General features: G+C 39.7%; 23 protein-coding genes and 1 riboswitch. Of the genes, 7 read left to right on the forward strand and 16 right to left on the reverse strand.

Features of this window, described 5'->3' with window-relative positions; translation table 11 throughout:
• Positions 1-107 precede the first annotated feature (107 nt).
• Positions 108-383 (forward strand): hypothetical protein, encoded by a 276-nt coding sequence (locus tag ACM0OT_RS03310; protein ID WP_414562695.1) that lies wholly within the window; start codon positions 108-110, stop codon positions 381-383.
• Positions 384-391: 8 nt separating this feature from the next.
• On the opposite strand, the gene fni is transcribed toward ACM0OT_RS03310, so the two are convergent.
• The 4 genes from fni to ACM0OT_RS03330 all read right to left on the reverse strand — a co-directional run bounded on the left by fni (position 392) and on the right by ACM0OT_RS03330 (position 5,549).
• On the reverse strand, positions 392-1,441 hold the full coding sequence (gene fni, locus ACM0OT_RS03315) for a type 2 isopentenyl-diphosphate Delta-isomerase (protein WP_414562697.1): 1,050 nt from the start codon (positions 1,439-1,441) through the stop codon (positions 392-394).
• Between the two features lie 116 nt (positions 1,442-1,557).
• On the reverse strand, positions 1,558-2,595 hold the full coding sequence (locus ACM0OT_RS03320; protein ID WP_414562699.1) for an AI-2E family transporter: 1,038 nt from the start codon (positions 2,593-2,595) through the stop codon (positions 1,558-1,560).
• A gap of 438 nt (positions 2,596-3,033) precedes the next feature.
• Positions 3,034-4,392: a mechanosensitive ion channel family protein gene (locus ACM0OT_RS03325; RefSeq protein WP_414562701.1), complete on the reverse strand. Its 1,359-nt coding sequence runs from the start codon at positions 4,390-4,392 to the stop codon at positions 3,034-3,036.
• 5 nt (positions 4,393-4,397) lie between these two features.
• Positions 4,398-5,549 carry a hypothetical protein gene (locus ACM0OT_RS03330; RefSeq protein ID WP_414562702.1) on the reverse strand — a complete coding sequence of 384 codons (1,152 nt, stop codon included), beginning with the start codon at positions 5,547-5,549 and terminating at the stop codon, positions 4,398-4,400.
• A 311-nt stretch (positions 5,550-5,860) separates the two neighbouring features.
• On the opposite strand from ACM0OT_RS03330, the gene ACM0OT_RS03335 reads away from it, so the two are divergent.
• The 3 genes from ACM0OT_RS03335 (at position 5,861) to ACM0OT_RS03345 (ending at position 8,825) form a co-directional block, all read left to right on the forward strand.
• A complete protein-coding gene (locus ACM0OT_RS03335) occupies positions 5,861-6,382 on the forward strand; it encodes a pentapeptide repeat-containing protein (protein WP_414562704.1) in 522 nt (173 codons plus the stop codon).
• Between the two features lie 53 nt (positions 6,383-6,435).
• The gene (locus tag ACM0OT_RS03340; RefSeq protein ID WP_414562705.1) at positions 6,436-7,605 is read left to right on the forward strand and encodes a class I SAM-dependent methyltransferase; all 1,170 of its coding nucleotides are present in this window, start codon (positions 6,436-6,438) and stop codon (positions 7,603-7,605) included.
• 341 nt (positions 7,606-7,946) lie between these two features.
• Entirely contained in the window at positions 7,947-8,825 is an 879-nt protein-coding gene (locus ACM0OT_RS03345) for an NAD(P)-dependent oxidoreductase (protein WP_414562707.1), read from the forward strand.
• Here the strand turns inward: ACM0OT_RS03345 and ACM0OT_RS03350 are convergent, their stop codons facing one another.
• Positions 8,826-9,401, reverse strand: coding sequence for a Uma2 family endonuclease (locus tag ACM0OT_RS03350; RefSeq protein WP_414562709.1), 576 nt, complete (start codon positions 9,399-9,401; stop codon positions 8,826-8,828).
• A gap of 194 nt (positions 9,402-9,595) precedes the next feature.
• The gene (locus ACM0OT_RS03355; RefSeq protein WP_414562711.1) at positions 9,596-12,712 is read right to left on the reverse strand and encodes an MFS transporter; all 3,117 of its coding nucleotides are present in this window, start codon (positions 12,710-12,712) and stop codon (positions 9,596-9,598) included.
• A 519-nt stretch (positions 12,713-13,231) separates the two neighbouring features.
• Here ACM0OT_RS03355 and ACM0OT_RS03360 point away from each other — a divergent pair.
• The gene (locus ACM0OT_RS03360; RefSeq protein WP_414562712.1) at positions 13,232-13,435 is read left to right on the forward strand and encodes a chlorophyll a/b-binding protein; all 204 of its coding nucleotides are present in this window, start codon (positions 13,232-13,234) and stop codon (positions 13,433-13,435) included.
• Between the two features lie 47 nt (positions 13,436-13,482).
• Positions 13,483-13,695: a chlorophyll a/b-binding protein gene (locus ACM0OT_RS03365; RefSeq protein WP_414562714.1), complete on the forward strand. Its 213-nt coding sequence runs from the start codon at positions 13,483-13,485 to the stop codon at positions 13,693-13,695.
• A gap of 78 nt (positions 13,696-13,773) precedes the next feature.
• Here the strand turns inward: ACM0OT_RS03365 and ACM0OT_RS03370 are convergent, their stop codons facing one another.
• The 6 genes from ACM0OT_RS03370 to ACM0OT_RS03395 form a co-directional block, all read right to left on the reverse strand.
• Positions 13,774-14,886, reverse strand: coding sequence for a sensor histidine kinase (locus ACM0OT_RS03370; RefSeq protein WP_414562715.1), 1,113 nt, complete (start codon positions 14,884-14,886; stop codon positions 13,774-13,776).
• A 3-nt stretch (positions 14,887-14,889) separates the two neighbouring features.
• Entirely contained in the window at positions 14,890-15,273 is a 384-nt protein-coding gene (locus tag ACM0OT_RS03375; RefSeq protein ID WP_414562716.1) for a hypothetical protein, read from the reverse strand.
• A 3-nt stretch (positions 15,274-15,276) separates the two neighbouring features.
• Positions 15,277-15,774: a Rab family GTPase gene (locus ACM0OT_RS03380; protein WP_414562718.1), complete on the reverse strand. Its 498-nt coding sequence runs from the start codon at positions 15,772-15,774 to the stop codon at positions 15,277-15,279.
• Positions 15,771-17,582, reverse strand: a complete 1,812-nt coding sequence (locus ACM0OT_RS03385; RefSeq protein ID WP_414562720.1) for an OmpA family protein — start codon at positions 17,580-17,582, stop codon at positions 15,771-15,773. The genes ACM0OT_RS03380 and ACM0OT_RS03385 overlap by 4 nt, the downstream gene beginning before the upstream one ends.
• Positions 17,583-17,664: 82 nt before the next feature.
• Positions 17,665-18,261, reverse strand: coding sequence for a hypothetical protein (locus tag ACM0OT_RS03390; protein ID WP_414562722.1), 597 nt, complete (start codon positions 18,259-18,261; stop codon positions 17,665-17,667).
• A 202-nt stretch (positions 18,262-18,463) separates the two neighbouring features.
• Positions 18,464-19,105, reverse strand: a complete 642-nt coding sequence (locus ACM0OT_RS03395) for a universal stress protein (protein WP_414562857.1) — start codon at positions 19,103-19,105, stop codon at positions 18,464-18,466.
• Positions 19,106-19,260: 155 nt separating this feature from the next.
• Positions 19,261-19,393: riboswitch (cyclic di-AMP (ydaO/yuaA leader) on the reverse strand.
• A 404-nt stretch (positions 19,394-19,797) separates the two neighbouring features.
• Here ACM0OT_RS03395 and ACM0OT_RS03400 point away from each other — a divergent pair.
• On the forward strand, positions 19,798-20,997 hold the full coding sequence (locus ACM0OT_RS03400; protein ID WP_414562723.1) for a sensor histidine kinase: 1,200 nt from the start codon (positions 19,798-19,800) through the stop codon (positions 20,995-20,997).
• Positions 20,998-21,008: 11 nt separating this feature from the next.
• Here the strand turns inward: ACM0OT_RS03400 and rnc are convergent, their stop codons facing one another.
• The 4 genes from rnc to ACM0OT_RS03420 form a co-directional block, all read right to left on the reverse strand.
• On the reverse strand, positions 21,009-21,716 hold the full coding sequence (gene rnc / locus ACM0OT_RS03405; protein WP_414562725.1) for a ribonuclease III: 708 nt from the start codon (positions 21,714-21,716) through the stop codon (positions 21,009-21,011).
• A 77-nt stretch (positions 21,717-21,793) separates the two neighbouring features.
• Complete coding sequence (locus ACM0OT_RS03410) at positions 21,794-22,180, reverse strand: type II toxin-antitoxin system VapC family toxin (protein WP_414562727.1); 387 nt, start codon at positions 22,178-22,180, stop codon at positions 21,794-21,796.
• Positions 22,180-22,458 (reverse strand): hypothetical protein, encoded by a 279-nt coding sequence (locus ACM0OT_RS03415; RefSeq protein WP_414541185.1) that lies wholly within the window; start codon positions 22,456-22,458, stop codon positions 22,180-22,182. The genes ACM0OT_RS03410 and ACM0OT_RS03415 overlap by 1 nt, the downstream gene beginning before the upstream one ends.
• A 39-nt stretch (positions 22,459-22,497) precedes the next feature.
• Complete coding sequence (locus ACM0OT_RS03420; protein ID WP_414562728.1) at positions 22,498-23,079, reverse strand: Uma2 family endonuclease; 582 nt, start codon at positions 23,077-23,079, stop codon at positions 22,498-22,500.
• Positions 23,080-23,114 lie beyond the last annotated feature (35 nt).

Below are 23,114 nucleotides of genomic sequence, written 5' to 3' on the forward strand. Positions count from 1 at the left end.
ACCATTTATACACTAACATATAAAGACATACATTGTACGTCTTTATATGAAAACTGGAAGATTGAATTTGAGGCTTTCCGAAAACAGGTTGAACAAGCTACGACTTTATGCACAAAGCAAAGAAAAAACAATCACGCAACTTGTTGAAGATTGGATTGATAGACTGCCATCCCAAACAATTGGCGACTCCTCAACGACCCCACTCCCTCATCAACCTAGTAGTTGATATTAGTCGGGGGTCAATCGTCACCGCCCACTGTCCATCCCCACCTTGCTTCGCTGAAAGTGGGGACTTCCGTGATTCCGTTAAAAGTTTTGGTTGGCGACTGAGAACAATTTGCTGGGAAAAACATAATTGTCAAATTTTTCTTTCCATTCCCTAAAGTGAGAATTAGGAAATTCGCTGTAAATTTCCGGAATCCTGCAAATTTTTCAAAGTAGCATTACCAGTGCAAAATAATACCGTAGTAATTTCTGCAATTAACACCTCAGCTAAATCATAGACTGCTGCTTCTGATGCTGCGGCTGCTTGCAAAAAGGGCATAGCTAAACCAGCTAAATCTGCTCCTAAAGCGATCGCCTTAGCTACATCTAGTCCGTGACGTAACCCCCCTGAAGCAATCAAGGGTATGTGAGGAGCGATCGCCTGAATACTGGTGAGACATTCTGCTGTCGGTAAACCCCAATCAGCAAAGGTTTGTCCTAAGCGTCTTTGCAAAGCATTTTCCGCGCGTTCACCTTCTACCTTGGCCCAAGAAGTACCACCAGCACCAGCGACATCAATTGCTTGTACTCCCGCTGCTATGAGTTTTTCTGCCATTGCGGCGGAAATCCCGTTACCTACTTCCTTGGCAATTACTGGTACTGGTAATTTAATACATAAATCAGCGATTTTATCAAGCACACCACGGAAATTAGTATCACCTCTGGGTTGAATAAACTCTTGCAGAGGGTTAATGTGCAAAATCAACGCATCAGCTTCTAAAATATCGATAATTCGTCGGCATTCATCCAAACCATACTTATAGTTAAGTTGGACAGCGCCCAGATTAGCAAACAGAAGCACATCCGGTGCGTATTTACGCACAGCAAAAGTATCAGCCACTTGAGGTTTTTCCACAACTACACGCTGGGAACCAACACCCATCGGGATTTTGTAATGTTGGGCTACTTGCGCTAAACGTTGGTTAATCATTGCGGCTTGTGCTGTACCGCCAGTCATGGACGAAATTAACAGGGGTGCGCCGAGGTGTTTGCCGAAAAAAGTTGTACTGATATCAATATCTTCGCTGTTGAGTTCCGGTAAACAGCAATGAGTAAACCGATAATGTTCTAGTCCATTGGTAATTTGGTGACATTGAACATCTTCTTCTAGACAAATCCGGATGTGATCCGCTTTGCGTGACTGGGTTTGGGCAGAGTTGCTGGTAGAGGCGTTCACTGGTAAATATGAGTCAAAGCAGTTTTGATCTCTATTGTTACAGGAAGTCAGCGGGAAAGCCCAATTCTTCAAAATCGGTATAGGATAAGTAGTTAAACAAAATTAATTACACTTTTCTAATTTCCGCCCTGAATTTCTTCAACTTCAAACATACTAATCAATACTCCAGCAAGGGGAATTGATAGAAACACTCCTACTAAACCAGCGACTTTCGCTCCTACTAATAAGGCAAAGAACATGAAGACTGGATTCATATTTATTGAACCTTGCATAATTCGCGGCATGAGTAAGTTTTCTTCTACCTGCTGGAGGAGAACACAACCAATTAATACTTGTAAACTTACCAAAATTCCTTGAGGTAAAACAATTAAAGAAACTAGGGTAATACCGATGGTGGCACCAATGCCAGGAATTAAGTCAAATACACCTGCGATCGCGGCTAAAAATAAAGCATAAGGTAGTTGCATAAAAATAAAAACAATAAATATTGAAATACCAAAAAATAAGGATAATAATAAACGCCCCCAAAAGAATCCCAAAAAATTTTGCTGGATGGCAGAAGTGAGTTTATCCCGTGTATTGGGTGGAAAAATCTTTATAATAAAATTCCAAATTCTTTTCCCATCTAACAACATAAAAAAAGCGACCACAGCTATCAAAACTAAATCAACTAAATTAGTTATTATAATTTGAAATGTCGTCCAACCCGTACCAATACCTGCTAAAATTTGATTGCGTAATTCTTCCTCAACTGCTTGCAAATCTACTTGAAAATTAAATCTTGTGAGCAAATTTTGTAATGTATCTAATAGAGAAATTACATAATCAAGAAATTGAGGTGCCTGATTGAGTAATTCTTGGAACTGAGATAAGATAGCAAAACCGAGAGTTGCTACTAAACCACCTAAAATCAACAGACTAAGTAAAAAAATTATAATAACTGCAATACCATGTGGTAAAAAACGTTCAGCCCATTTAACTGGATAATTTAGTAAAAAGGCTAAAATTCCCGCAAATATAAAAACGATAAGTACTGTTTCAAAATAAGCCAAAACTTGGATAATTGCCCAACCCAGCGCAAATAGTAATACATAACGAATCAGTCTTGTATTATTCAGTTGATCCCAAAATTTTTTAACACTTGGCTCATTCATAAATTTAAATTAATTTGATATTCTTTTTTTTGCATAATGATTACCAAAATCTTCTGCCAAGCATTTTGTCAAGTAATAAAAGATAATTTCATCTACCTACGGTGACGCTTTTTTTTGGAAGACGAATGGTTATACTGTTCTTCTTCAGAAATATGTATAGCATACTCAGAAGGTACAATTGCCGCGCCGCGCTGTTTGACGTAAACTTTGGTAAACTCTGCTCCTAAAAACAAAATGTGGGCAACATAAAAAATCCAAGTGATCACAATTACAAACGACCCAGCTACACCATAAGCAGAACCAAAATCAGTTTGACCAAGAAATAGACCAAAAAAATACCGCCCTACTAAAAAGATCTGAATTCCTGATTTGGAAGTTAGATTTCCCGTGGACTTTTTTACATTACTGAATGTAGTTAGAGTTATTCCCCTTATTTGTCTACTCCCTACTTGCTACTCCTGTGCCATTATTAGAAATTTTTAATGAATCACGAAATTGTAAAGTATGTATTTCTGTAGGCATTCCAATTCCTGCTTGTTCTAGTGCTTCTTTAATTGCTTGAGCCATCAAAGATGTAGTTTCTAAAAATGGTAATCGTCGAGAATTTACCCAACAGCGCACCTCAATATTCACTGTACTTGCTGCAAGTTCGCGCACTAAAATATCTGGTTTTGGTTCTTTTTCGATGCCTTCAACTCCTAACACCGTGTCTTTGATAATTTGTTTGGCTTTTGTGATGTCGGCATTGTAATCAATACCAAAAATAATGGAATTGCGGCGAACAGTTGACGCAGTGTTATTAACAATAGTGGCACCAAAAACTTCTTGATTGGGAATATAAACAACACGCCCATCATAGGTTTTCAATGTTGTCGCTCGTAGTTGAATTTGAGTAACTGTACCTTCAAATTCTTGAATGACTATCTGATCCCCTAAATGAAAAGGACGAGATACCAGCAAAATAATACCGGAAAAATAGTTGCTCAAAATATCTTTGAGACTAAAACCTATGGCCACACTAGTTAACCCCAAAGTTCCCAGTAAAGTGGCAAAGTCTAATCCCAGGACTCCCAATGCCACAATTGCACCTACCACCCACACCACGCCATATACCAGGCGGCTAACTAAAATTTTGGAGCTACGATCTATTTCCCAGCGATGTGCCCCTGCCAAAGTCAGACGACGCATACTAGTAGCGATTAACCCAGTGGCGATCGCCACTAAAATCATACCTATAAAGGATGGTAGGTTATCAATAGTGTCTCGCTGAAACTGCCGCAGAGTAGATAATAGTCGTTGCCCCACATCAATGGCTAGGGGAGGTTGCTCAAATGCTTGAGTCAACTGCTGTGCCCACTGTTGTGCTAATGTTTCTACTTCTAGGTTAAAGTCTTGGGCATCCTGTTGGGTGACAGTCATTAACACCCGGTTATTGAGTTGCAACGTGGCGATATCACGCTGGGGGTCTAGGACCACAGAAACAGTCCTATTAACTGGATTTTGGACTAAAACGCTGGCAATACGACGGTTAATAATCTGCGCCCGTTCAGTAGCACTGAGTTTTCCCAGGCTACCAAGTTGAAACACAGGCTGTCCCCTGACGACTATATCGGCAAAAAATGGGCCGGCTGCGGGAATTGATTGAGTTTCCCCTGGTGGGGGCGTTACAGGTATGGGGGGAATTGCCTGTGTTAGCCCCTTTCCCATAGGTACAAGCAGCAAACTCAAAAAAAATATGACAACTAGAAATTTACGGGTATGAAATCTGCCAATACCCTTGAGAAACCGTCTCACCATGATCTTTAATAACGCAATACCGCCGCTAAAGGAGCTGCTCCTGGTAATTGTTCTGGCTCAACGGCATATACAGTACCACCGTTTAACAGTGTATGTACAGCTGCTAAATCCATCAAGTCCTCATCGCCGACTTCTTGTTGAGGATGTACCTCTACTCTGCCTGTCTCTGGATCAAAATGTCCCCACTTTTGTTGTCCCACAGGAACGAATAAAGAATCAACTCGTTGGTAATAAGCGGCGGAAACAGCTTCTGAGACATTACTTGCAGTTTGTCCTGTCCCTGCCATTTCTTGATAGCGTTCCATTGCTGCATGTTGTGCTTGCTCAAAGTATGGCTGGACAATATTCCAAGCTTGTTGCTGTAATTCTTCAGCTTGTATCTCCTCTGGATTACCTGTAATGCCTTCATCCATTAAGTGAGGATAAGTATTAGCTTGCTTATAAATGGGTAAAAGGTAGTCAACACCTGCTACCACCAGAGGCGATCTTTGATTGTTCAGCAACTCGTGTAAACCGCCATTCACCTTTTGGAAGTAACGCAACAAGTCATCTTTTTGCTCCTCATTGCCGGCACCTTGACCATGAAATATAGCGGAGCGATCGCCCCCTCCTCCCCCTTGTGATATGCCAGTATGAAACTGGAGGCTTTTTTCGGGATCATCATATTTTAGTGCCTCCGCAATACTTTGAGGCACATCGCCTAACTCCATCTCGCTGACACTGTAGCGACTACCTTGGAACAATCGCACTTGATTTTGACTGAGTGCCAAAATATAAAATTGTCCATCGCCTGTGAGCAAAGGTAGCAGAGGCTTGAAGTGAAAACGGTCACTTACTACTACTAATTCCGCAAAATCGAGTGGCACACAGTAGTAACTAAATACATCGCCAGAGATAAAAATTGCTAATCCATCACTTTGATGTTGCCAAAAATCATATTCATCTAATTCTTGAGCAGGTTTGAGTAAGTCTCTAGCATCTTGTGGCCGCATTCCGGTAGCAATTAGTTGTTCTTCAGCTTCCCGGAGTAAATTTTTAAACCGAATGGGGTTCTGTTGAGTCTCTACTCCTCGACGCTCGGTTGGTAGAAAAATTGAAACGCAAGTATCTTTAGCTGCTGCTAATATTGCCAGTTCGTCAATAGAAAATAATTTCAACTTAGTTTTTCTCCTTAGTAATTTTGACAAAATATCAGGACATCACTGGACTAAAACCAGAGCGATCGCCTTGCACTAATGTCTAAGCATTTTCATTTCTAGATAACCCTCTGAGGTATGAAATTAATTAATAACTCTAGATAGTGGCACCAGTAATTCAGATTAGTTATTGTAGTTATAGGTAGTCCAGTATTTCACTACAAAATCCTCACGTTGCGCGTACTGAGGATACATAACTTTGGCTGGATTGTCTCATATATTTTAACTACTCCCATAAACGTTTCTTAGCAAATCAACAGACACTAAAACAGATGAAAGTAGATGAATTACTGAAAAACTACAATGCAGGTGTCAGAGACTTTACTGGTGTCAATCTTAGCGAAGCGGACTTAAGAGGATCTGACCTTAGTGGAGCAGTTTTAGATCAAGCCATATTAGATGGAGCTAAACTCAATCATGCTAATTTAGCCCAAACCAGTTTAATAGAAGCAGACCTCAATGGAGCGGATTTGAGTAATGCCAATCTTAGTGAAAGTAACTTAGTTGGTGCAATTTTAGATGGTGCAATTTTAGACGGAGCCATTTTAGATGGAGCTAATTTAAGTCAAGCAGATTTAACTATAGCCAATCTCATTGGAGCAAATTTAAGTGATGCAGAGTTACAAGCAGCAAACTTACAAGCAGCAAACTTAGATCAAGCAGATTTAAGTGGTGCAGATTTAGCTGTAGCTGACTTAACTCAAGCGAATCTTAACGAAGCAGATTTGAATGAGGCCAATTTAAATGGAGCTAATTTAGATGGGACTGATTTAGGCGGAACAATTCTAGATTAGGTAGGATGATGACTGTACGATCGCCCAAATAATTCTTAATTTCTAGCTTTTCTATGGATTTTCATCCAGCGTTGTGTGCAGCCATAGCAGAACAAATTGCCAATAGTCCCCAAAGGCGAATTACTTTTGCTGAATATATGGATTTGGCCTTATATCATCCTGAATACGGCTATTATTCCAGTAATGCAGTCAAAATCGGCTTTAAAGACGGTGATTTTTTCACATCTCCCAGTCTCGGTACTGACTTTGGTGAGTTACTAGCAGTACAGTTTGTGCAGATGTGGGAGATTTTAGGACGACCTGTACCTTTTTCTGTGGTAGAAATGGGCGCAGGTCAAGGACTTTTGGCTTTACATATCCTCAGTTACTTACATCTGCACCACCCAGATTTGTTTGAGGCGTTGGAATATGTAATTGTGGAGAAATCTCCAGGGTTAAGGCAACAACAACAGCAATGCTTGCAGAATTTTCCTGTACGCTGGTGTAATTTAGCAGATATCCCCACTGATGCCATTACTGGCTGTTTTTTTTCTAATGAGTTGGTGGATGCTTTGCCAGTACACCAGTTTATTTTAGAAGCTGGGGAGATGCGAGAAGTCTATGTGACGACAGGGGATGAAGAAGATACATTATTTGTGGAAGTTACGGGGGAAGTTTCTACGCCCCGATTAAGAGAATATTTTAATTTAGTGGGTATTGATCTAGCACCTACTGTCTATGAAGATGGTTATCGCAGTGAAATTAACTTAGCGGCTTTAGACTGGTTGAGTATAGTAGCTGACCACTTGCAACGGGGGTATGTGTTAACAATTGATTATGGCTATCCTGCCCATCGTTATTATAACCCCAGGCGATCGCAAGGAACATTACAGTGCTACTACCAGCATCGTTATCACAACAACCCTTATATTAATATTGGACAGCAAGACATCACAGCCCACGTTGACTTTACTGCCTTGGAAAGATGGGGTGAGCAATACGGCTTAGAGAACCTGGGTTTTATCCAGCAGGGTTTATTTTTGATGGCGTTGGGTCTAGGCGATCGCATCGCTGCTATCTCTGATCAAAAACTGCCTTTAGCCCAACTATTACAGCGGCGAGCTGCACTACACCAGCTGATAGACCCCACAGAACTAGGCGGCTTTGGGGTTTTAGTTCAAAGTAAAGGACTGCACAAGGCAGAAAGTTCTCAACCCCTCAAAGGATTAACTGTGCCAGAGTAAAAGTCAGTGTAAAAAGTTAAAACTCTATGTAAGAATGCTAGATCAACCTGATATGGACTAGCATATCATTGGCTACTGTGCAGACAAAAATCATAGGAAAGTATTAATTATGACTCCCCATGAATTGCTATTATTAGTGACACTACTTACTCCCGGCATCTTACTTTCAGTGATAATTATGGTAACTTTTGCCGCAGGTGGTTGATCAATAATCAGTAATGAATCAACGGTGAACAGTTATCTGTGGACACTGATAATTGTTCACTGGCAATAGAATCAAACAAGAGAAACGCGATGTCTACAACAGGCTACGCCTACGCTGTACCAAAGGAACGTGAAAAATGAAGGTGGCATTTCTGGGAACTGGACTCATGGGATTACCGATGGCTCAAAGGTTGTTAGCAGCCAACATAGAGTTAGTGGCTTACAACCGCACCCCAGAAAAATTAGCTCCACTACAGGCAGCTGGTGCGGAAATTGTCACACATCCTCGCCAAGCCATACGTGAGGCTGAGTATATTATTCTCATGCTGACTAATGCTGCGGCCATTTATCATGTTTTGCTATCAGATACATCTTGGCGCACCCTAGAAGGGCGGACTGTGATTCAAATGGGGACAATTACTCCCACAGAAAGCCAAGAAATTAGAGATGCTGTGATTGGCGGCGGTGGAGAGTATATAGAAGCACCAGTATTAGGTAGCATTCCCGAAGCCAAATCTGGCAAACTAATTGTCATGGTAGGCGCTGAACCAGAACAATATCAACGCCACTTAAAAATACTGCAAAATTTTGGGTCAGAACCAATACTTATAGGGCCAGTAGGAGCGGCTTCTGGCTTAAAGTTAGCACTCAATCAACTGATTGCTTCTCTGACAACTGGTTTTGCCCTCAGTCTAGCTTTTGTAGAACGTCAAGGTATAGATGTAGATTTATTCATGCAAATCCTGCGTGATAGTGCCTTGTATGCACCGACCTTTGACAAAAAGCTGCGAAGAATGTTGGATGGAAATTATACCAATCCTAACTTTCCCACCAAACACTTACTCAAAGATACAGATTTATTTATTTCGGAAGCCAAAGCACTAGGTTTAGATCTCACTAGTGTTGAAGCTGTGCGACACATTTTACAAACAGCCATGAAAATGTCATTTGCTAATGATGACTACTCGTCAATATTCTCTGCCATGAATGAATGGGGAGAAGCTAGTGGGGAATAGTTAATTTAAAATGCCTGATAAATCCAATACAAACCCCGGTAAAATATCCTCTCCCGACAAGCTAGTAGGTGATTGTAGAATTTCGACTTCTTCCCCTGGACGGTAAATTTCTACTCGTTGGTTTTGGGGGTCAATCAACCAGCCGAGACGCACCCCATTATTTAAATACTCCTGCATTTTTTGTTGTAGACTCTCCAAGTTATCAGAAGCAGAGCGTAACTCTACAGCAAAATCAGGGGCCATTGGCAAAAATCGAGTAGGGTCAGGATTTAAAGCCTCTAATCGTTCTCGACTCACCCAAGATGCATCAGGAGAACGGTTTGCACCATTAGGCAACTTAAAACCTGTAGACGAGTCAAAAACTAGTCCAGTATCATCAGCATCAGCCCAATTAGCCAAACGTTGTGTCAGTTTACTATTGCGATTTCCGCTTTTCCATCCAGTTGGCGGCATAATAATTAACTCACCCTCAGCTGTGCGCTCAAGTCGTAGCTCTCGATTGTTAACACAGAGTTGAAAGAACTGTTCATCTGTTAAATCAATGGCGGGGCTAAGGTTTAGAATCAGGGCAGTCACGTCGTTTTGCTCCAAATTCAACAGCAAGAGCGAATTGCTTTTAGGTAGTAGTCTAACAAAAATCAAGTTAGGTTATGGGTGCAAAATTCCTCGTCTTCAGCAATACGGTTGTTTTAACATTCCTGTGCAAATAGTTTCTACAAAAAAACCCCCCATATCGGGAGGCTTAAATTTAGCGGAGAAAACTTGTAATTTTACACTGCAAGCACAGCCAGCGCTCCTCCTAAGGCGGAGAATACTGCGGAAACGAATGCTGTGGCAAATAACCACCAGGACGCTGTAGCTGCGGCTTTACGGGTTTCTTCTGCTTGCCGTTGTGCTTGATGCTTGATTTCTTCTAGGCGGCGTTGCGCTTCATGTTGGATGCGCTCGGCGCGTTGTAATACTGTGTTACGTGCCCGTTCAACTTGGTCAATAATCCGGTTGGCATCTGCTTCGGAGATATCCTCACGGGAACTCATAATGGCTACTAGGGTATCGCGGTTGAAAGAAGACAGGCGATCGCGTAGGGCATCAAAACCAGCTTGGGGATCGTCAAACAATTGGCGGACATCGTGTTTAACGCCATCGTAGTTGAGTTCAGGACGATCTAAGGAGTTGAGATAGTTCCGGATACTGGCAAAAATCCCGTCAACGACATCTTGAATCCGCCGTTGGATACCCCGTATCTGTTCGACAAATTGATCTCGGACTGAGACGATATTATCGGCAATTCTGGCTGCTTCTTCATCGGTCATATCTTCCCGAATTTTCAGCAAGGCAATAATTGTTGAACGGTCAAAATGAGCCAGGCGATCGCTAAAGCTTTCCATTCCTACTCGTGGATCATGCAACAATAATTGCAAGTCGCGTTTGATACCTTCGGGATTCAGTTCTTCTTTGCCTGTTTGTCGCAGATACTCTTCCAAATAAGCTTGGAATGTTTCCACTCTCTGCTGTGTCCGGATTGCCAAGCGACGGGGCGATCGCACAATATCACGAATGGAAGTTTGTACAGAATCAATGACTTCATTGACTTGCTGTTCACTTAAGTCTTGACGTTGACTTAATAACTGTACCAACGTATCTCTGTCTAGCTGTGACAAGCGACGACGCAGTGCTAAGGCTCCTTCTTTGGGGTTTTCAAATAATCTGTTGAGATCACGTTGGATACCTTCGGGATTCAATTCAGTTTTGCCAGTGTTCCGCAAGTAATCTGCGATGGTCGTAGTTACAGAGTCGTATTGCTCTTTGGCTCTGTGTGCTAAGGCTTGAGGTGCATGGCGGACGCTATGCCAAGAGTCTTCCACTGCATGAACGATTTGATTAACTTGCTCTTCGCTCAAGTCTTGGCGTTGACTCAATAACTGTACCAAAGTATCCTCGTCAAAGCGAGCCAATCGGGCGCGAATGGCTGTCATACCTGCTTGGGGATCTTCTAGCAACTTTTGCAAATCAGCGCGGATAGCATCAGGATTTAATTCAGCTTTTCCAGTGTTACGCAGATATGACTCTACATTCAGCCACAGGGTTTCTGCTTGATATTTGGCTTGGTCTGCCAGTCCTTTGGATTCTACCAAGACATGTTCAATCTGTTTTTCCAATTCATCCAGAATCGGGTCTACTTCTCCTATATAAACATCATTACGTTCTAAGAGAATATCGCTCATTCCTTTACGGTCAAATTGAGCTAGTCGCAGCGACAGAGTTTCGTAATCTGCTTCTGGGTCTTCTAGTATGGGTTTAAAGTTATGCTCAATACCTTCTGGAGTTAAATCTGCTTTACTGGTTACTAAGAGATAACTGGCGACTTGACGTTGTAAGTCTTGTGCTATTTCCCTTTCTTCATCAGCGGTGACGATGACCAAAACTTCTCGGCGAACAGCTTCTAGTTGGTTAGCAATTTGCTGAATTTGTCTTTGAGTTAGTAATCCTCGTTGTTGCAGGGTCTTGGCAAAATCGCTGCGAGACATTTTCTCTAATTCCCGCCGAATTATACCAGGGTCGGCTGCTGGGTCGTAGATGACATCACGAAATTCTTGGGCGATTCTTTCCCGACTCAATTGCCAAGCATATGTGTTGAGTAGGTAGTTTTCTACATCAGCGCGAATGGGGCTGTAGGGTTGTGATGGTGTGGGTAAACCCAGTTTATCTGCTTGTTCGGTGGCTTTGTCTTTGGCTTGAGTCAGGGCGTGCCAGATTTTTTCCACATCTAAATCTGACAAATCAGTCCGTCCCAGGGTAATCCCAGTTAGTGCTGTCAGGCCTTGTTGTAAGGTCTGTTGCATCAAACCAGTTTTTTGTGCTGCTGGTGCTTCCTTGGAGGTCTTGGTTTCTGAAATTAACCGATCTAGTTTGGCACTAAGTTCATCTGTCTTGGTTTGCCCTGGTGGTAGTGACTTGAGATAATCTACTAACTCACCTAAACGGTCTTGGTTGGGTTGTTGACTGACTACCTGCTGCCAAACTTTGTATAGTGTGTCAGCTATACGGTTAACGTCTCGTTTGGAAAGGTCAGTGCGACTGCTAACTAAATCGATAAACTTCTGGCGGTCAATGTGGCGCAGATCAGGACTACCTGCAATGGCTTGCAGGTTGGGATCTTTGAGGAGATTTTCAAAATCACCACGAATCTTGGATAAATCTAATTCGGGGGGACGAATCTTTTCGAGGTAGTCTTCTACGTTCTCCCGGATACTATCGGGGTCAACAGCGCTGCCTATTTCTCGGCGCACAGCGGCCGCCGCCGCTTCGGCTGTGGCTACTACTTGCTGATTAACAGCTTTGGCCCCTAATGCTGCCGTTGCAGTCCCCATAATCGCTTGAAAACCGGAAGTAGCTGAATTGACCACCGAACCGATTAAAGAACCTACGGTAGTGGAACTCACCCACACTAGTAATAAAAAGTATGCACCCCAAATTACTAATCCCAGAATTGCACCGAGTCGGGCATCTAAAACTAGTAGACTTAATTTAACTGCGAGGAAACAAGCCAGCAATAAGGCGATCGTCACAGTGATTAATGTCCAAATCCCCACTGCTGTGCCAATTTTGCGAATTGTGCCACCCAAACTTCCTACTTCCCCACTACCCGAATCTGAGTCAGAGGAATGCCCCAAGTAGGAAATACCTGCTGCGACGGAGAGGTTAGTTAATACTAATTGAAAGGCAAACGCTAGGATGACACCAGAAATTAAAGCTACAAAAAAGCGCGGCCCTGAATTGATCACTGATGCTTGCTCTGGTGTAATACCTGTGGGAACTACTGGAACCTGTGCTACCCACAATAGCGGCTTGTAGGCTGCCAACAAGTTTTCCGGATGTTGAAACATTATATTTCCTTCTTCTAGGGTTAAATTTGGGGGGATTAAGAATTTCATGAGAAGCAACTGTGTAATTATGTCTGTATCTATGGCAGTACCCAAGTCTTGATAACTTTCAGAATCCAGGAATTTAGCTGTTCAATGCATCTCTCTAAGGTTTGAAAAGTATATCTAGCGCTAGATGGAAGTTTGTTATTTAATAGCAGGAATTCACATAAAATTTGTAAGTATTATGCAGCTAAAAGCTGAATCATGGTAGAATAAGCAATTTATTTTCTAACTATTTATAACAGCTACAATAGCGAGTTTATCTGTTTAAATCATAAATTGATTCTGATTTCTTGAGGAGAGATTTACATTTATTTACAAATATAAATTTTATCACCCCCTCAAGGTGGATTTGTCTGTAGTCATACGTTGTTGAAATCGTCCACAATATGTGCATGTAGTTTGTACCTCCAGACAGAAAGCAGCTTATTGATAATTAGGTAAAGTAAAGTTAAGCAATAAATTTTTCAGGACAAAAATATGGAAACTCGATCTTCCTCTGATTTACCAACAATTGCAAACGAATATAACGGTAGAGATCGCAATGCTTTTCTTTTCGGCTGGACTCCCCAAGCAGAAATCTGGAATGGTCGGTTTGCAATGATTGGCTTTCTCGCTTATTTACTGTGGGATTTAGCAGGATATAGCGTTCTTAGAGACGTGTTACATCTCATCGGTTACTAAAGATAAAGATTAATCGTTCAAAAATAAATTGGATTTGGGAGAAAAAAATGGAAACTAGAGAAAATCGTCCATCTACAGATTTACCACCTGTTGCTAAAGCGTATAATGGTGTAGACCGCAATGCTTTTATATTTGGCTTAAATCCTCAAGCTGAATTGTGGAATGGTCGTTTGGCAATGATTGGCTTTCTTGCTTACTTAATTTGGGATTTAGCAGGATATAGTGTCTTACGCGACATTCTACATATTGTGGGGTATTAGTGATAAATGAGGAGTTGGGATAGACAAATTATCTGGTAATTTCCACAGATACCTCACAAAAAATTCTTAACTCCTCACTCATACTGGTCTAGGTAGGCGGAACCAAAATCGGGAACCGCCTTTTGCACGTGGGAGATAACCAATGGTTCCTCCCCAGCGCTCAATGGTAATTCGGCAAAAATAAAGTCCTAACCCAGCCTTACCTGACTTGTATTTGCCTTGGGAAAACTTTTTAAATAAAGTATCTACCATCTCTGGTGGTACACCACTACCTTCGTCATCTACGGACAAGAGTACATATTCTCCATCAGGTTGTAAATTAATGGTTACAGTAGACTGTGGTGAACTGTGGCGATAAGCATTTTCTACGAGATTGGAAATCACTCTATCCAAACGTGATTTATCCCCGATGACCTTCCAGTCTGCTTGCCTGTCAATATCAGCACTTAGCTGCAACTGGATATTATTTAGTGTGAAACTTGGGTTTAATAGCTCGAATACATCCTGTGCAGAACTTAAAATGTTAGGCAACATTTCACTTTCAACTGTAAAATTTTCTAGTGACATTACCTCAACAGAAAAGACATCTAAAATTTGCCTAATGAGCATTTCTTGATTAAGAGACTGCTTTCTAGCAACTTCTAAATATTCTTTACCTTTTGGGGTCAAGTTTTCAAATTCTAGTAAAGCTAAACAACAATTAATGGCACTTAGTTGTCCCGCTATATCATGCACGATACAGTGAATTAATATTTCTTTTTTTTGATTTTCTTTTAAGATTTTTTGATAATTTAAATTATTTTCTCTGGCTTTTTGAATAATATATTTGTTGTTTTCAAAGGGGTCAGTTAATAATTTGATTAAGAGAATTTTTTGAGAATTGACACAAAGTGCATAGGCTTCAAATTGGTATTCTTTGCCATTTACATCTATTTCATTCCATAAGCCAGACTTCAGCTTTAATTCACTATTTTGCAGCCAAAATTCCTCGGCATCAATTAAGAAATTCTCCAAAAATGGTATATGATTATGGGGAAGAAATTTATCTGTATCAGATATCAGATTTTGTAGATTAAATCGCTGTAACCAATTAGGTATATCTCCAATTATTTTAAATGATCCTGCACTCATTCTTTCTAAAGCGAGAATGTTTAAAGCTGCAAATAGTGCCTTATTTATAGATGCATTCATAAATTATCTTAATTTTTCTTGTAATAAGCTAAAAGCATTAGCTTTTTGTTGCAGCAAGGAAAGGTACTGATGATCCCAAACATTATCTAATAGTAATACCCAATCTCCTTCTTCGGAAGGAAATAGATGGACATCGGCAAAGATTTTTTGTCCTATATTTACAAGTGGTAAAAAAATAGTGACATTATCTAATGGTAGCAACCCTTCTAAAAAGAAAACTTGTTCTGTGACATTCTTTCCTTTGCAGAGGTTTTTAATGCCGTATTCTGTTAGTTTACCGCCCCAAGTTAATAGTTCACCATCTTTTTTGACTAATAGATAGGCCAGGGAACGCTCTTCTATGAGAAAGTTAAAAATATAACTATTTACAGAGTTAGGAATATTCACTGTTTATTTATCCAGTATTTGTCTAGCAAGAGTTTGAAAAACTTCTTCAACACCTAGTCCATTTTTAGCGCTAGTTTTAATCATAGTCCAACCCTTCTTAACAACAGCATCTATGTCAGTCTTTTCAATTTCCCATTCATCTGTCATGTCTTCTTTGTTCAGTACCAGAATAAAGGGAACTTTACCAATTGCGGCTTCTACTCTTGTTTGAATATCAAAAGCTTTTTCTAAGGTATTTTTCCGGGTACCATCTACGACTAATAAATATCCTGCTGAACCTCTGAGGTAAGACATTCTAATTTTTTGAAATTCGTCTTCTCCATGAATATCCCAGAGGATAAAATTTAATTTATTATCTTGTATATTTACAGTTTTTTTATCAATTTTTACACCTACGGTAGTCTGATATTTTTCCGAAAATATGCTGTGAACGAAGCGCGTAACTAAACTAGTTTTACCTGTAGCAAATGCACCTACCATACAAATTTTTTTTTGCATCATAATTGAATATTCGTTATCAATACTTTAAAAGATACTCGGCGATGATTCTCTGGGGATTTTGATGTCAAGTCTGACTGTAAAAGCGCCTGATGACTCATTCCTTGGGCTATAAATTTACTGGTATTGATGCCTTGAGAATTTAAATAAGATAATATTCTATTAGCACGTGCTTGACTGAGAAGAACATTTTGCTCTTTTGTTCCAGTGATATCCGTGTGTCCTATAATTTGAATTTGGACATCTTTGTTTAAATCTTTAGCAGTATTTAAAATTTGATTAATAATTAATACTAAGTTATTTAATTGATTGTTACTACCAGCCACCAAGTTAGTAGTTCCTTCATTAAAAAAGAATGTTGCTTGTTCGAGTTGTTTTTTGTATGACTCTAGTTGACTTAGTTCTGTAGCTACAAGATTTTGCTCATCAAATTGAATAATTCCCGGAAGATAACGCCATAATTTACGTGCTTCTAATATCCATTGATGAGGTGCAGAACCAGTAGCTTGCAGAATGCCATTGTTGTCAACTTGTAATGATACAGTTGTTGGTGGTTGGAGTAATGCTTTAACTCTTTTAGTGATGAATGGTGACTCAAGGGACAAGTAAGGTTGCCAATGACTGATGACATTTTGGGATTTCAGATTTGTGGCTGGTATCAGAGTATGAGGATCTACTGCTAATGGATCACGCATTCCCGAAATGTGATATTTTCCATAACGCTGCTTGGTGTTAATCACCACTATTCCTGGTTGGGAATTGAGTTGTTGCAGATAGTTGCGCCAGCGGAGTTGTTCTCTAATAGCAAAAAAGCCCCAAATACTACAAGCGATCGCAGCAGTACCTAAAAAAGCCCATGCGTAAGTATAATTTTTTTTAGCTGGCGTTTTATATTGGATTGCCAGACAGGGTTCTAAATAAGATTTACTAGGCTGCAATACTGCTGTATCCCCAGTAAAAGCATTAATTTCTTGTGCGAGTTTGAGGTGAATTTTTTCGATAGCTTCTTGAAAAACTAACCTTAAATCTTGGGGAGGGATACCCCGAATAATACCTGCAACTAACGCTTGAGGCCCTGCTTCAATCCAAATTGTCAGTTCTCCAAAGCGTAAACTTTTTATCCCAGTTTCTTGAGATACATTAAAAGAGTCCTGGACAAAATCTTGAATAGCTGTCAACATCGCAGACACCAAATCTGGATCTTGAGTTGTTACCTCAGTTGCGACTAAATGTTGCAGTAATAACCCAGTTTGTTTATGTATTAAAAATACTTGCTCAACGCGATAAACAAGCGATCGCAGTAGGACAATTTCTGCAAATGATTTGCCAGTGCGTTTTGCTTCTAGTCTCCATTTGAGGCTCTCTGGTGATAAGCTATGTTCCAAGGTTTGATTCAAGGATTGCATCATCTCATTGAGAGCTGTCGCAATTGCTTTGCGGGTGGCTGGGCCGATAATAGGAAAAAATGCTTCGGATAGCACATTTTGGTCTTGCTGTACAGAAGCTTGAATGGCGTCTTCCACCGTTGATACAATAGCTTCACCCAATTTTTTATCTTGCTGCGATCGCAACAGTACTGCTTCTGGTAATAAACGGCTAATATCTTCTGGGTGAATGTGAGGATTATCTAATCGCTGATAAAGATTTTTAACTTTAGTCGGTTCAAGTCCCAGCAGCAAACTACGCAGTTCACTCAGATCATCAATAACTTTTTGATCTTTGTTATTGACAGACAAATCAGAGGGTTGGCTATGACTACTCACAACTTGAGTAGATACTTTACTTCTGGGATTAGGAGCGTAGTCTTTCATTACCCAACTCCCCTTAATTCATAATTAATATTAAGTTGCATTGATTCGATATAAATTCATCAAATAATCAGGGGATTTTGACTTAAAATTCTGATTTATTTTCCGTACTTAATCGAATAGCTAAATCGGTAAATAAGGCTGCTAAATTAGAGCGATCAGTTTTGTTTCTCCGCAGTTCCTGTGCTTCTCGTTCTAGTAAAGCCAAAATCTCTTCATATTTGTGCTGGATGTCATCTTGCAAACTTTTAGATTGGTTGAGAATTTGTTCGCGTAATTCCCTTTGACTATTAGTATTCTGCTCATCAACTTGAGCAATTTTTTTCTCTAATGATATAGATATGTTTTTATGTTCTTCAGTAAGTAGGGTGACTTTATGGTCACGTTCTACTTGTTCATTTTTCAATCTTTCTGCTAAAGAATCTACTTCTTGTTTAACATAACTTTCTAAAGCATCTAAACGTTTTCTTGTTTCATCTCGCCCATTAGAAAATTCTTTTAATAAGCGTTCTTCTAAGCGGAAAAACCTTTTTTCAAATTCCCGTGATTGGCTACCAAAAAGAATATCTCTAACTTTATCTAAATTGTTAACTTCACTAATACCATTACTAGTCAGCTGATTTGACCCCTGTTTAACTAGTTCTCCTGAATTATTATTGATGTATTCTTCAGGTGGGTTCATACTTTTAATCCTGATTAAATCTGAAGTTTGGTGTAATTTTTAGCAATGGAGATATCATAATATGGGGTTTAGGTTCTAGTCAAAACGAAGTATATTTAAATACAGAATTACTTTGCATCTACCTGAAGAGATAAATTGAATTATTGAAGGTGCATTGCGCTACGCGACAACACACCCTTATAAAGGATTGGGGGTGATTAGATCAATCAATCCGATTGGGTATACCTAAAACACCACAAGGAAAATTAGCACCTAGTGTCTGGATAATGGGGTGGTTAACTGATTTGCATCCCAAAAATAACGCATCAGCCGCTTCCGATTCCACAACTTTTGTGAGTTCGGTTCCCACACAGCCAAACCGCAAATGAGATTTAAAGGAACCTTCCCATTCTTCAGCCAAACTACGTGCTTGCCAAAGAATTATATCTGCTTGCTGGAGATGAGTTGTAGGATTTTCTTGTAAACAGGAATTAATACCCCGTAATTTTGCTGGAGTTAAAACGGGGGTAAAAGAATGGGAAACTTCACTAACAGGACATTCCAAGGTAGGCACAGGTTTAGCAAAGCTCAACACCTCTGGATACTGACTGCTATAATTATTTTCTACTACATAAACAGCTTGTACTGTAACTTGGACATTGGTAGCTAAACGCGTTTGATGAGCAATCCAAAAAGCTATATCTAGCGCGGTGTGACTGTTAGGAGAGGCATCATAGCCAACGATTAAGCTAACAGATTCTGTTTTGTGATCTTTTTGAGAAAAAGGTTTTTTCGGTTCTGGTAATAATACCATTTGACCAATTAAGTCATCTCGACCTATGGCGCTTTGCAGGCGCACTAACATTGGCTTGATTTTCACAGCTTTACCTTCTCCCCAAGGAAACGAATAATGAATGAGAAGCAGGGTAGAACACAGATAGCCCATATCCCAGAGGATATACATGTGATATCCGCAAGGAAGCCCCAATAACAACTGGTATTAAAGCCAATACTTTGGGGGTTTCCTTCCATTGCCGACGGAGTTAGCTGACGGGCTAAGACTGGAAGATGTCTCTCGTAAGATTAGCCCCAAACATTGGTTCCTCCGTTTCAAATCCAGTGTCGATGAATTTGAATTAGGCTACCCACTAAAAAAATGATAGTCTAATTTACCAATTTTGCAAAAGTATTTATCGAGTACATTGAAGGTCTGATTAAAATTACTTAATGGCCTTTTGAGTTTGGCGTGACAACTATAACTTTTTATGTAGGCGATCGCTAATTATATACAGTCATTAACAGACACATATTCTGGTTTTAGGTTGCTACACCAGAGATCAAGCCCATTTTCTATTGACAATACATGAAGAACGCAGCATAGGCGATCGCCTTATTTCCCATGTGCGTCAAATTTAGGGGCAATTTTCAATATAATATTATGATATCTATTTCTTTTGGCAGTTGAACTATATCACTGATTTTGATGAGCCGTACCGCTATCGCTAAACTAAGCGTATATGTAAATTTATCCACCTACTCCGGACTCACCTTAAAATAATGGATTTTAGTCTATTACTGGCTGAAAATACTGATATTATTCTCAATAAATGGGTTACAGCAGTTCGTAAAGATAGAGAGATTGAAAGTGCTGATGATTTAACTTATACAGCCATTCAAAATGATCTTCCTGATGTCTTAGACGCAATGGTAACAGTACTTTCTAAGTCTCAGGGAAGTGATGTCCAGTCGATAATTACGGCTAGCTGGAATCATGGGGTTCTGCGGGCTAAACAAGGCTTTGACCCCACAGAAATTGCCCATGAATATCATTTGCTACGAATGGTAGTATTTGATACTTTGGAATCTGATTTATTAAAAGGAACACCTTTAGAGATCATTCGAGCAATGCGTTTGATTGATGCAGTAATCGATGAAGCGATCGCCCGCTGTGTTAATAGTTATGTTGAAGAACGCTTGCGTGAGTTAAAGCATTTGCAGTTGTCATTAACACTGCATAATCAGCAATTAAATCGCTTAATTGTGGCTAATCAAGATTATATTGCTCAACTAGCCCATGATTTAAAACACCCTTTAAGTTCGATTATTGGTTACTCCGATCTATTTTTACGCCAACAACGCAAGAAGCCAAACGTCAGAGATACTTACACCAATTTAGAACATATTGAGCGCGTACTACGCAATGGCAGACATTTACTGCGTTTGATTAACGATGTGTTAGAAATTTCTCGGTATGACGCCGGACAGATGAAACTCAACCCAGTCAAGACTGATGTGCGTGAGTTAATCGACAACATATGTGAAATGTTGCAGCCTTTAACAGAGGAAAAAAATTTGCGTGTAGTGGTGGATTACGATAGCATCCCTGAGGAAATAGTCACAGACGAGTTTCATTTACAACAGATTATGACCAATCTTGTGAGTAATGCAATTCGTTACACCAAGTCTGGGACTATTGAAATAAAATGTCAGCTAGTAAATAATGACAGATGGGCGATCGCAGTTGCTGATACCGGAATTGGTATTGCACCAGAAAACCTAGAGCAGATATTTGAACCTTATTTTCGGGCTAATGCAGGTAATCAGCCTTATCTACCAGATAGCACTGGTTTGGGCTTGGCAATAGTTTCTCGTTTAGTTAAATTATTGCAAGGTGAAATTGATTTAGTATCTGAGGTGGATGTGGGTTCTACTTTTACAATTACTCTGCCTTTGAAACTAAATATACCGCAAGAGTGAATCCCAAATTACTATAACAACAAACCTTGTTTTTCTAACTTAGCTAACGCATCTTCCGCAGCAGCTTTTTCTGCTGTTTTTTTGTTGCGCCCCTTACCTTCTCCATATTCTTTGTCATCCACTAAAACTTTAGCGATAAATTCTGGTGCATGAGACAAACCACCTACTTGAACTGTGACATATTTAGGAGGATTGGGCGTTACGTTGCGTTGTACCCATTCTTGAAAGCGATTTTTGCAGTCTACATTCGAGCGAGACATGACAATTTGCTCAGGTACAGCATCAAATAATGGTTCGACAATGGCGCGAACTGCTTCAATATCTAAATTGTTATCTAGATAGTAAGCAGCAATCACTGATTCAAAAGTACTACTCAGCAAATTAGGATTTTGGTAGCCGCCATCTCTAATAGCACCTTTTCCTAACCGCATTCTCAAATCTAAACCCACCTCAAGCGCAAACTTAGCTAATTGCTTCTCGTCTACCAAAGCCGAACGCCGTCGAGTTAATTCATCTTCTCCTCTTTCTGGATGACGACGATAAAGATATTCACCACTTAAAAAATTCAATATAGCATCACCGAGAAATTCTAAACGTTCATTGTGTTCACCTTCTTCTGGGTTTTCATTTACATAAGAACGATGTGTCAACGCACGACGTAAAAGTTTTTCATCGCGGAATATTAGAAGTGGAAGTGTTTCCGTAATTTTTTTATTCATTTTGTTTAATTGTCTTGATACTGCTTGTTAATCACAGCATAAAGGCATATTATCTAGTAAATTTCGATAATTTTGAACTATCCCCAATCATCAGATAATAATGGGACATCATAAAATTTAAACTTTTGGTCTACTGTTATAATTGTTAAACCTTCTACCAAAGCTTGAGCAATTAATATCCTATCAAAAGGATCTTTATGGTGTAGAGGTAAATCCGCAACCTTTATTCCATGTGCCAACGTCATAGACAAAATCTCAAAACGACTAAATCGTAAAGCCTCCTCCAAATTATTAGGAGCAATTAACTTTCCTAAAGACTGTTTAATTGAAATCTCCCAAGCACTAATCGCACTAACAAAAATTAAATTTTCAGGATTAGTAATTACCTCTCTTACCTGATATGACAATTTAGAATCATTTTCTAAAAACCACAACAAAACATGAGTATCTAACAAAAAACTCACTACTCATCCCCATAAAATGCTGCAATTACTTCTTCTGAAGTCTCATCAAAATCATCAGCAATCTTAACTTGTCCTTGCCAAAAACCTGCAACTCTTGGTTTTAAGGCATCATTTACCTCAGTTTCAGTAACTTTAGGTTCAGGTTGAGGCAATGGCAAAACTTTTGCAAAAGGAATACCCTGATGAGTTAGGGTAACTTCAACATGATTTTGAATATCTGACAATAAATCAGCTACATTATTCGATAAATCAGCAATATCAAAAGTTTTTGGTGACATTTTGTTTATGCCCTACTCATTACCAGCATTATAGCTACTTTAAATGTTTGGTGGAAATACTTTATTTAAGTCGAGCAATAAATCAGGGAAACAAGGCAAAGCTATTACCTGATTAGGCAAAACAATACGCTTATTTAAATAACCATATCTTCCTTGATTGTCTAAATATGGTTCACTGTAACATTCCAGATGATGATCAAATAAATTAAAGATCCAATAATCATGAATACCTGCTTGGGCATAAAGAGGTATTTTGACATCTTGGTCGTAAGCTAAAGAAGAATCAGCAACTTCCATGACCAATAAAATATCCACAGGGACAGGGTGAGATGAAAGATAATTATCATCTCGATTTTTGACAATGGCAAAATCTGGCTCAGGTTCGCTGTTAGGTGGTAAAGCAATTGGGGCTTGAGATTGCAATGTTGCCCTATCTCCTACAAGTTTTGGCAGTTCCCGCAACAAATTTCGTAAACAAGTTTCGTGGGCTGTACCCTTGGATACCATTTGAATAATTTCTCCATTAATTAATTCAATATGATCATCTTCATGAAAAAAGCCCAGTTCTGTAAGCCTGTGGTATTCATCCAAAGTAAAACGTTTAGCTTGAGCAATACTCATCAACTTGCTCCCAAATTTCTATATCGTATATTCTA

Origin of the sequence: Anabaena sp. CCY 9613 (assembly GCF_963920895.1) — a bacterium.
GTDB lineage: Bacteria > Cyanobacteriota > Cyanobacteriia > Cyanobacteriales > Nostocaceae > Cyanocohniella.

Coding starts and splice junctions, on each gene's coding strand:
- ACM0OT_RS03345 (WP_414562707.1), top strand. CDS start 7,947: ATGAAGGTGGCATTTCTGGGAACTGGACTCATGGGATTACCGATGGCT.
- ACM0OT_RS03340 (WP_414562705.1), top strand. CDS start 6,436: ATGGATTTTCATCCAGCGTTGTGTGCAGCCATAGCAGAACAAATTGCC.
- ACM0OT_RS03395 (WP_414562857.1), bottom strand. CDS start 19,105: ATGTTAGTGCGCCTGCAAAGCGCCATAGGTCGAGATGACTTAATTGGT.
- ACM0OT_RS03380 (WP_414562718.1), bottom strand. CDS start 15,774: ATGATGCAAAAAAAAATTTGTATGGTAGGTGCATTTGCTACAGGTAAA.
- ACM0OT_RS03400 (WP_414562723.1), top strand. CDS start 19,798: ATGGATTTTAGTCTATTACTGGCTGAAAATACTGATATTATTCTCAAT.
- ACM0OT_RS03415 (WP_414541185.1), bottom strand. CDS start 22,458: ATGTCACCAAAAACTTTTGATATTGCTGATTTATCGAATAATGTAGCT.
- rnc (WP_414562725.1), bottom strand. CDS start 21,716: ATGAATAAAAAAATTACGGAAACACTTCCACTTCTAATATTCCGCGAT.
- ACM0OT_RS03335 (WP_414562704.1), top strand. CDS start 5,861: ATGAAAGTAGATGAATTACTGAAAAACTACAATGCAGGTGTCAGAGAC.
- ACM0OT_RS03355 (WP_414562711.1), bottom strand. CDS start 12,712: ATGTTTCAACATCCGGAAAACTTGTTGGCAGCCTACAAGCCGCTATTG.
- ACM0OT_RS03370 (WP_414562715.1), bottom strand. CDS start 14,886: ATGAATGCATCTATAAATAAGGCACTATTTGCAGCTTTAAACATTCTC.
- ACM0OT_RS03385 (WP_414562720.1), bottom strand. CDS start 17,582: ATGAAAGACTACGCTCCTAATCCCAGAAGTAAAGTATCTACTCAAGTT.
- ACM0OT_RS03325 (WP_414562701.1), bottom strand. CDS start 4,392: ATGGTGAGACGGTTTCTCAAGGGTATTGGCAGATTTCATACCCGTAAA.
- ACM0OT_RS03365 (WP_414562714.1), top strand. CDS start 13,483: ATGGAAACTAGAGAAAATCGTCCATCTACAGATTTACCACCTGTTGCT.
- ACM0OT_RS03420 (WP_414562728.1), bottom strand. CDS start 23,079: ATGAGTATTGCTCAAGCTAAACGTTTTACTTTGGATGAATACCACAGG.
- ACM0OT_RS03390 (WP_414562722.1), bottom strand. CDS start 18,261: ATGAACCCACCTGAAGAATACATCAATAATAATTCAGGAGAACTAGTT.
- ACM0OT_RS03360 (WP_414562712.1), top strand. CDS start 13,232: ATGGAAACTCGATCTTCCTCTGATTTACCAACAATTGCAAACGAATAT.
- ACM0OT_RS03310 (WP_414562695.1), top strand. CDS start 108: ATGCACAAAGCAAAGAAAAAACAATCACGCAACTTGTTGAAGATTGGA.
- ACM0OT_RS03320 (WP_414562699.1), bottom strand. CDS start 2,595: ATGAATGAGCCAAGTGTTAAAAAATTTTGGGATCAACTGAATAATACA.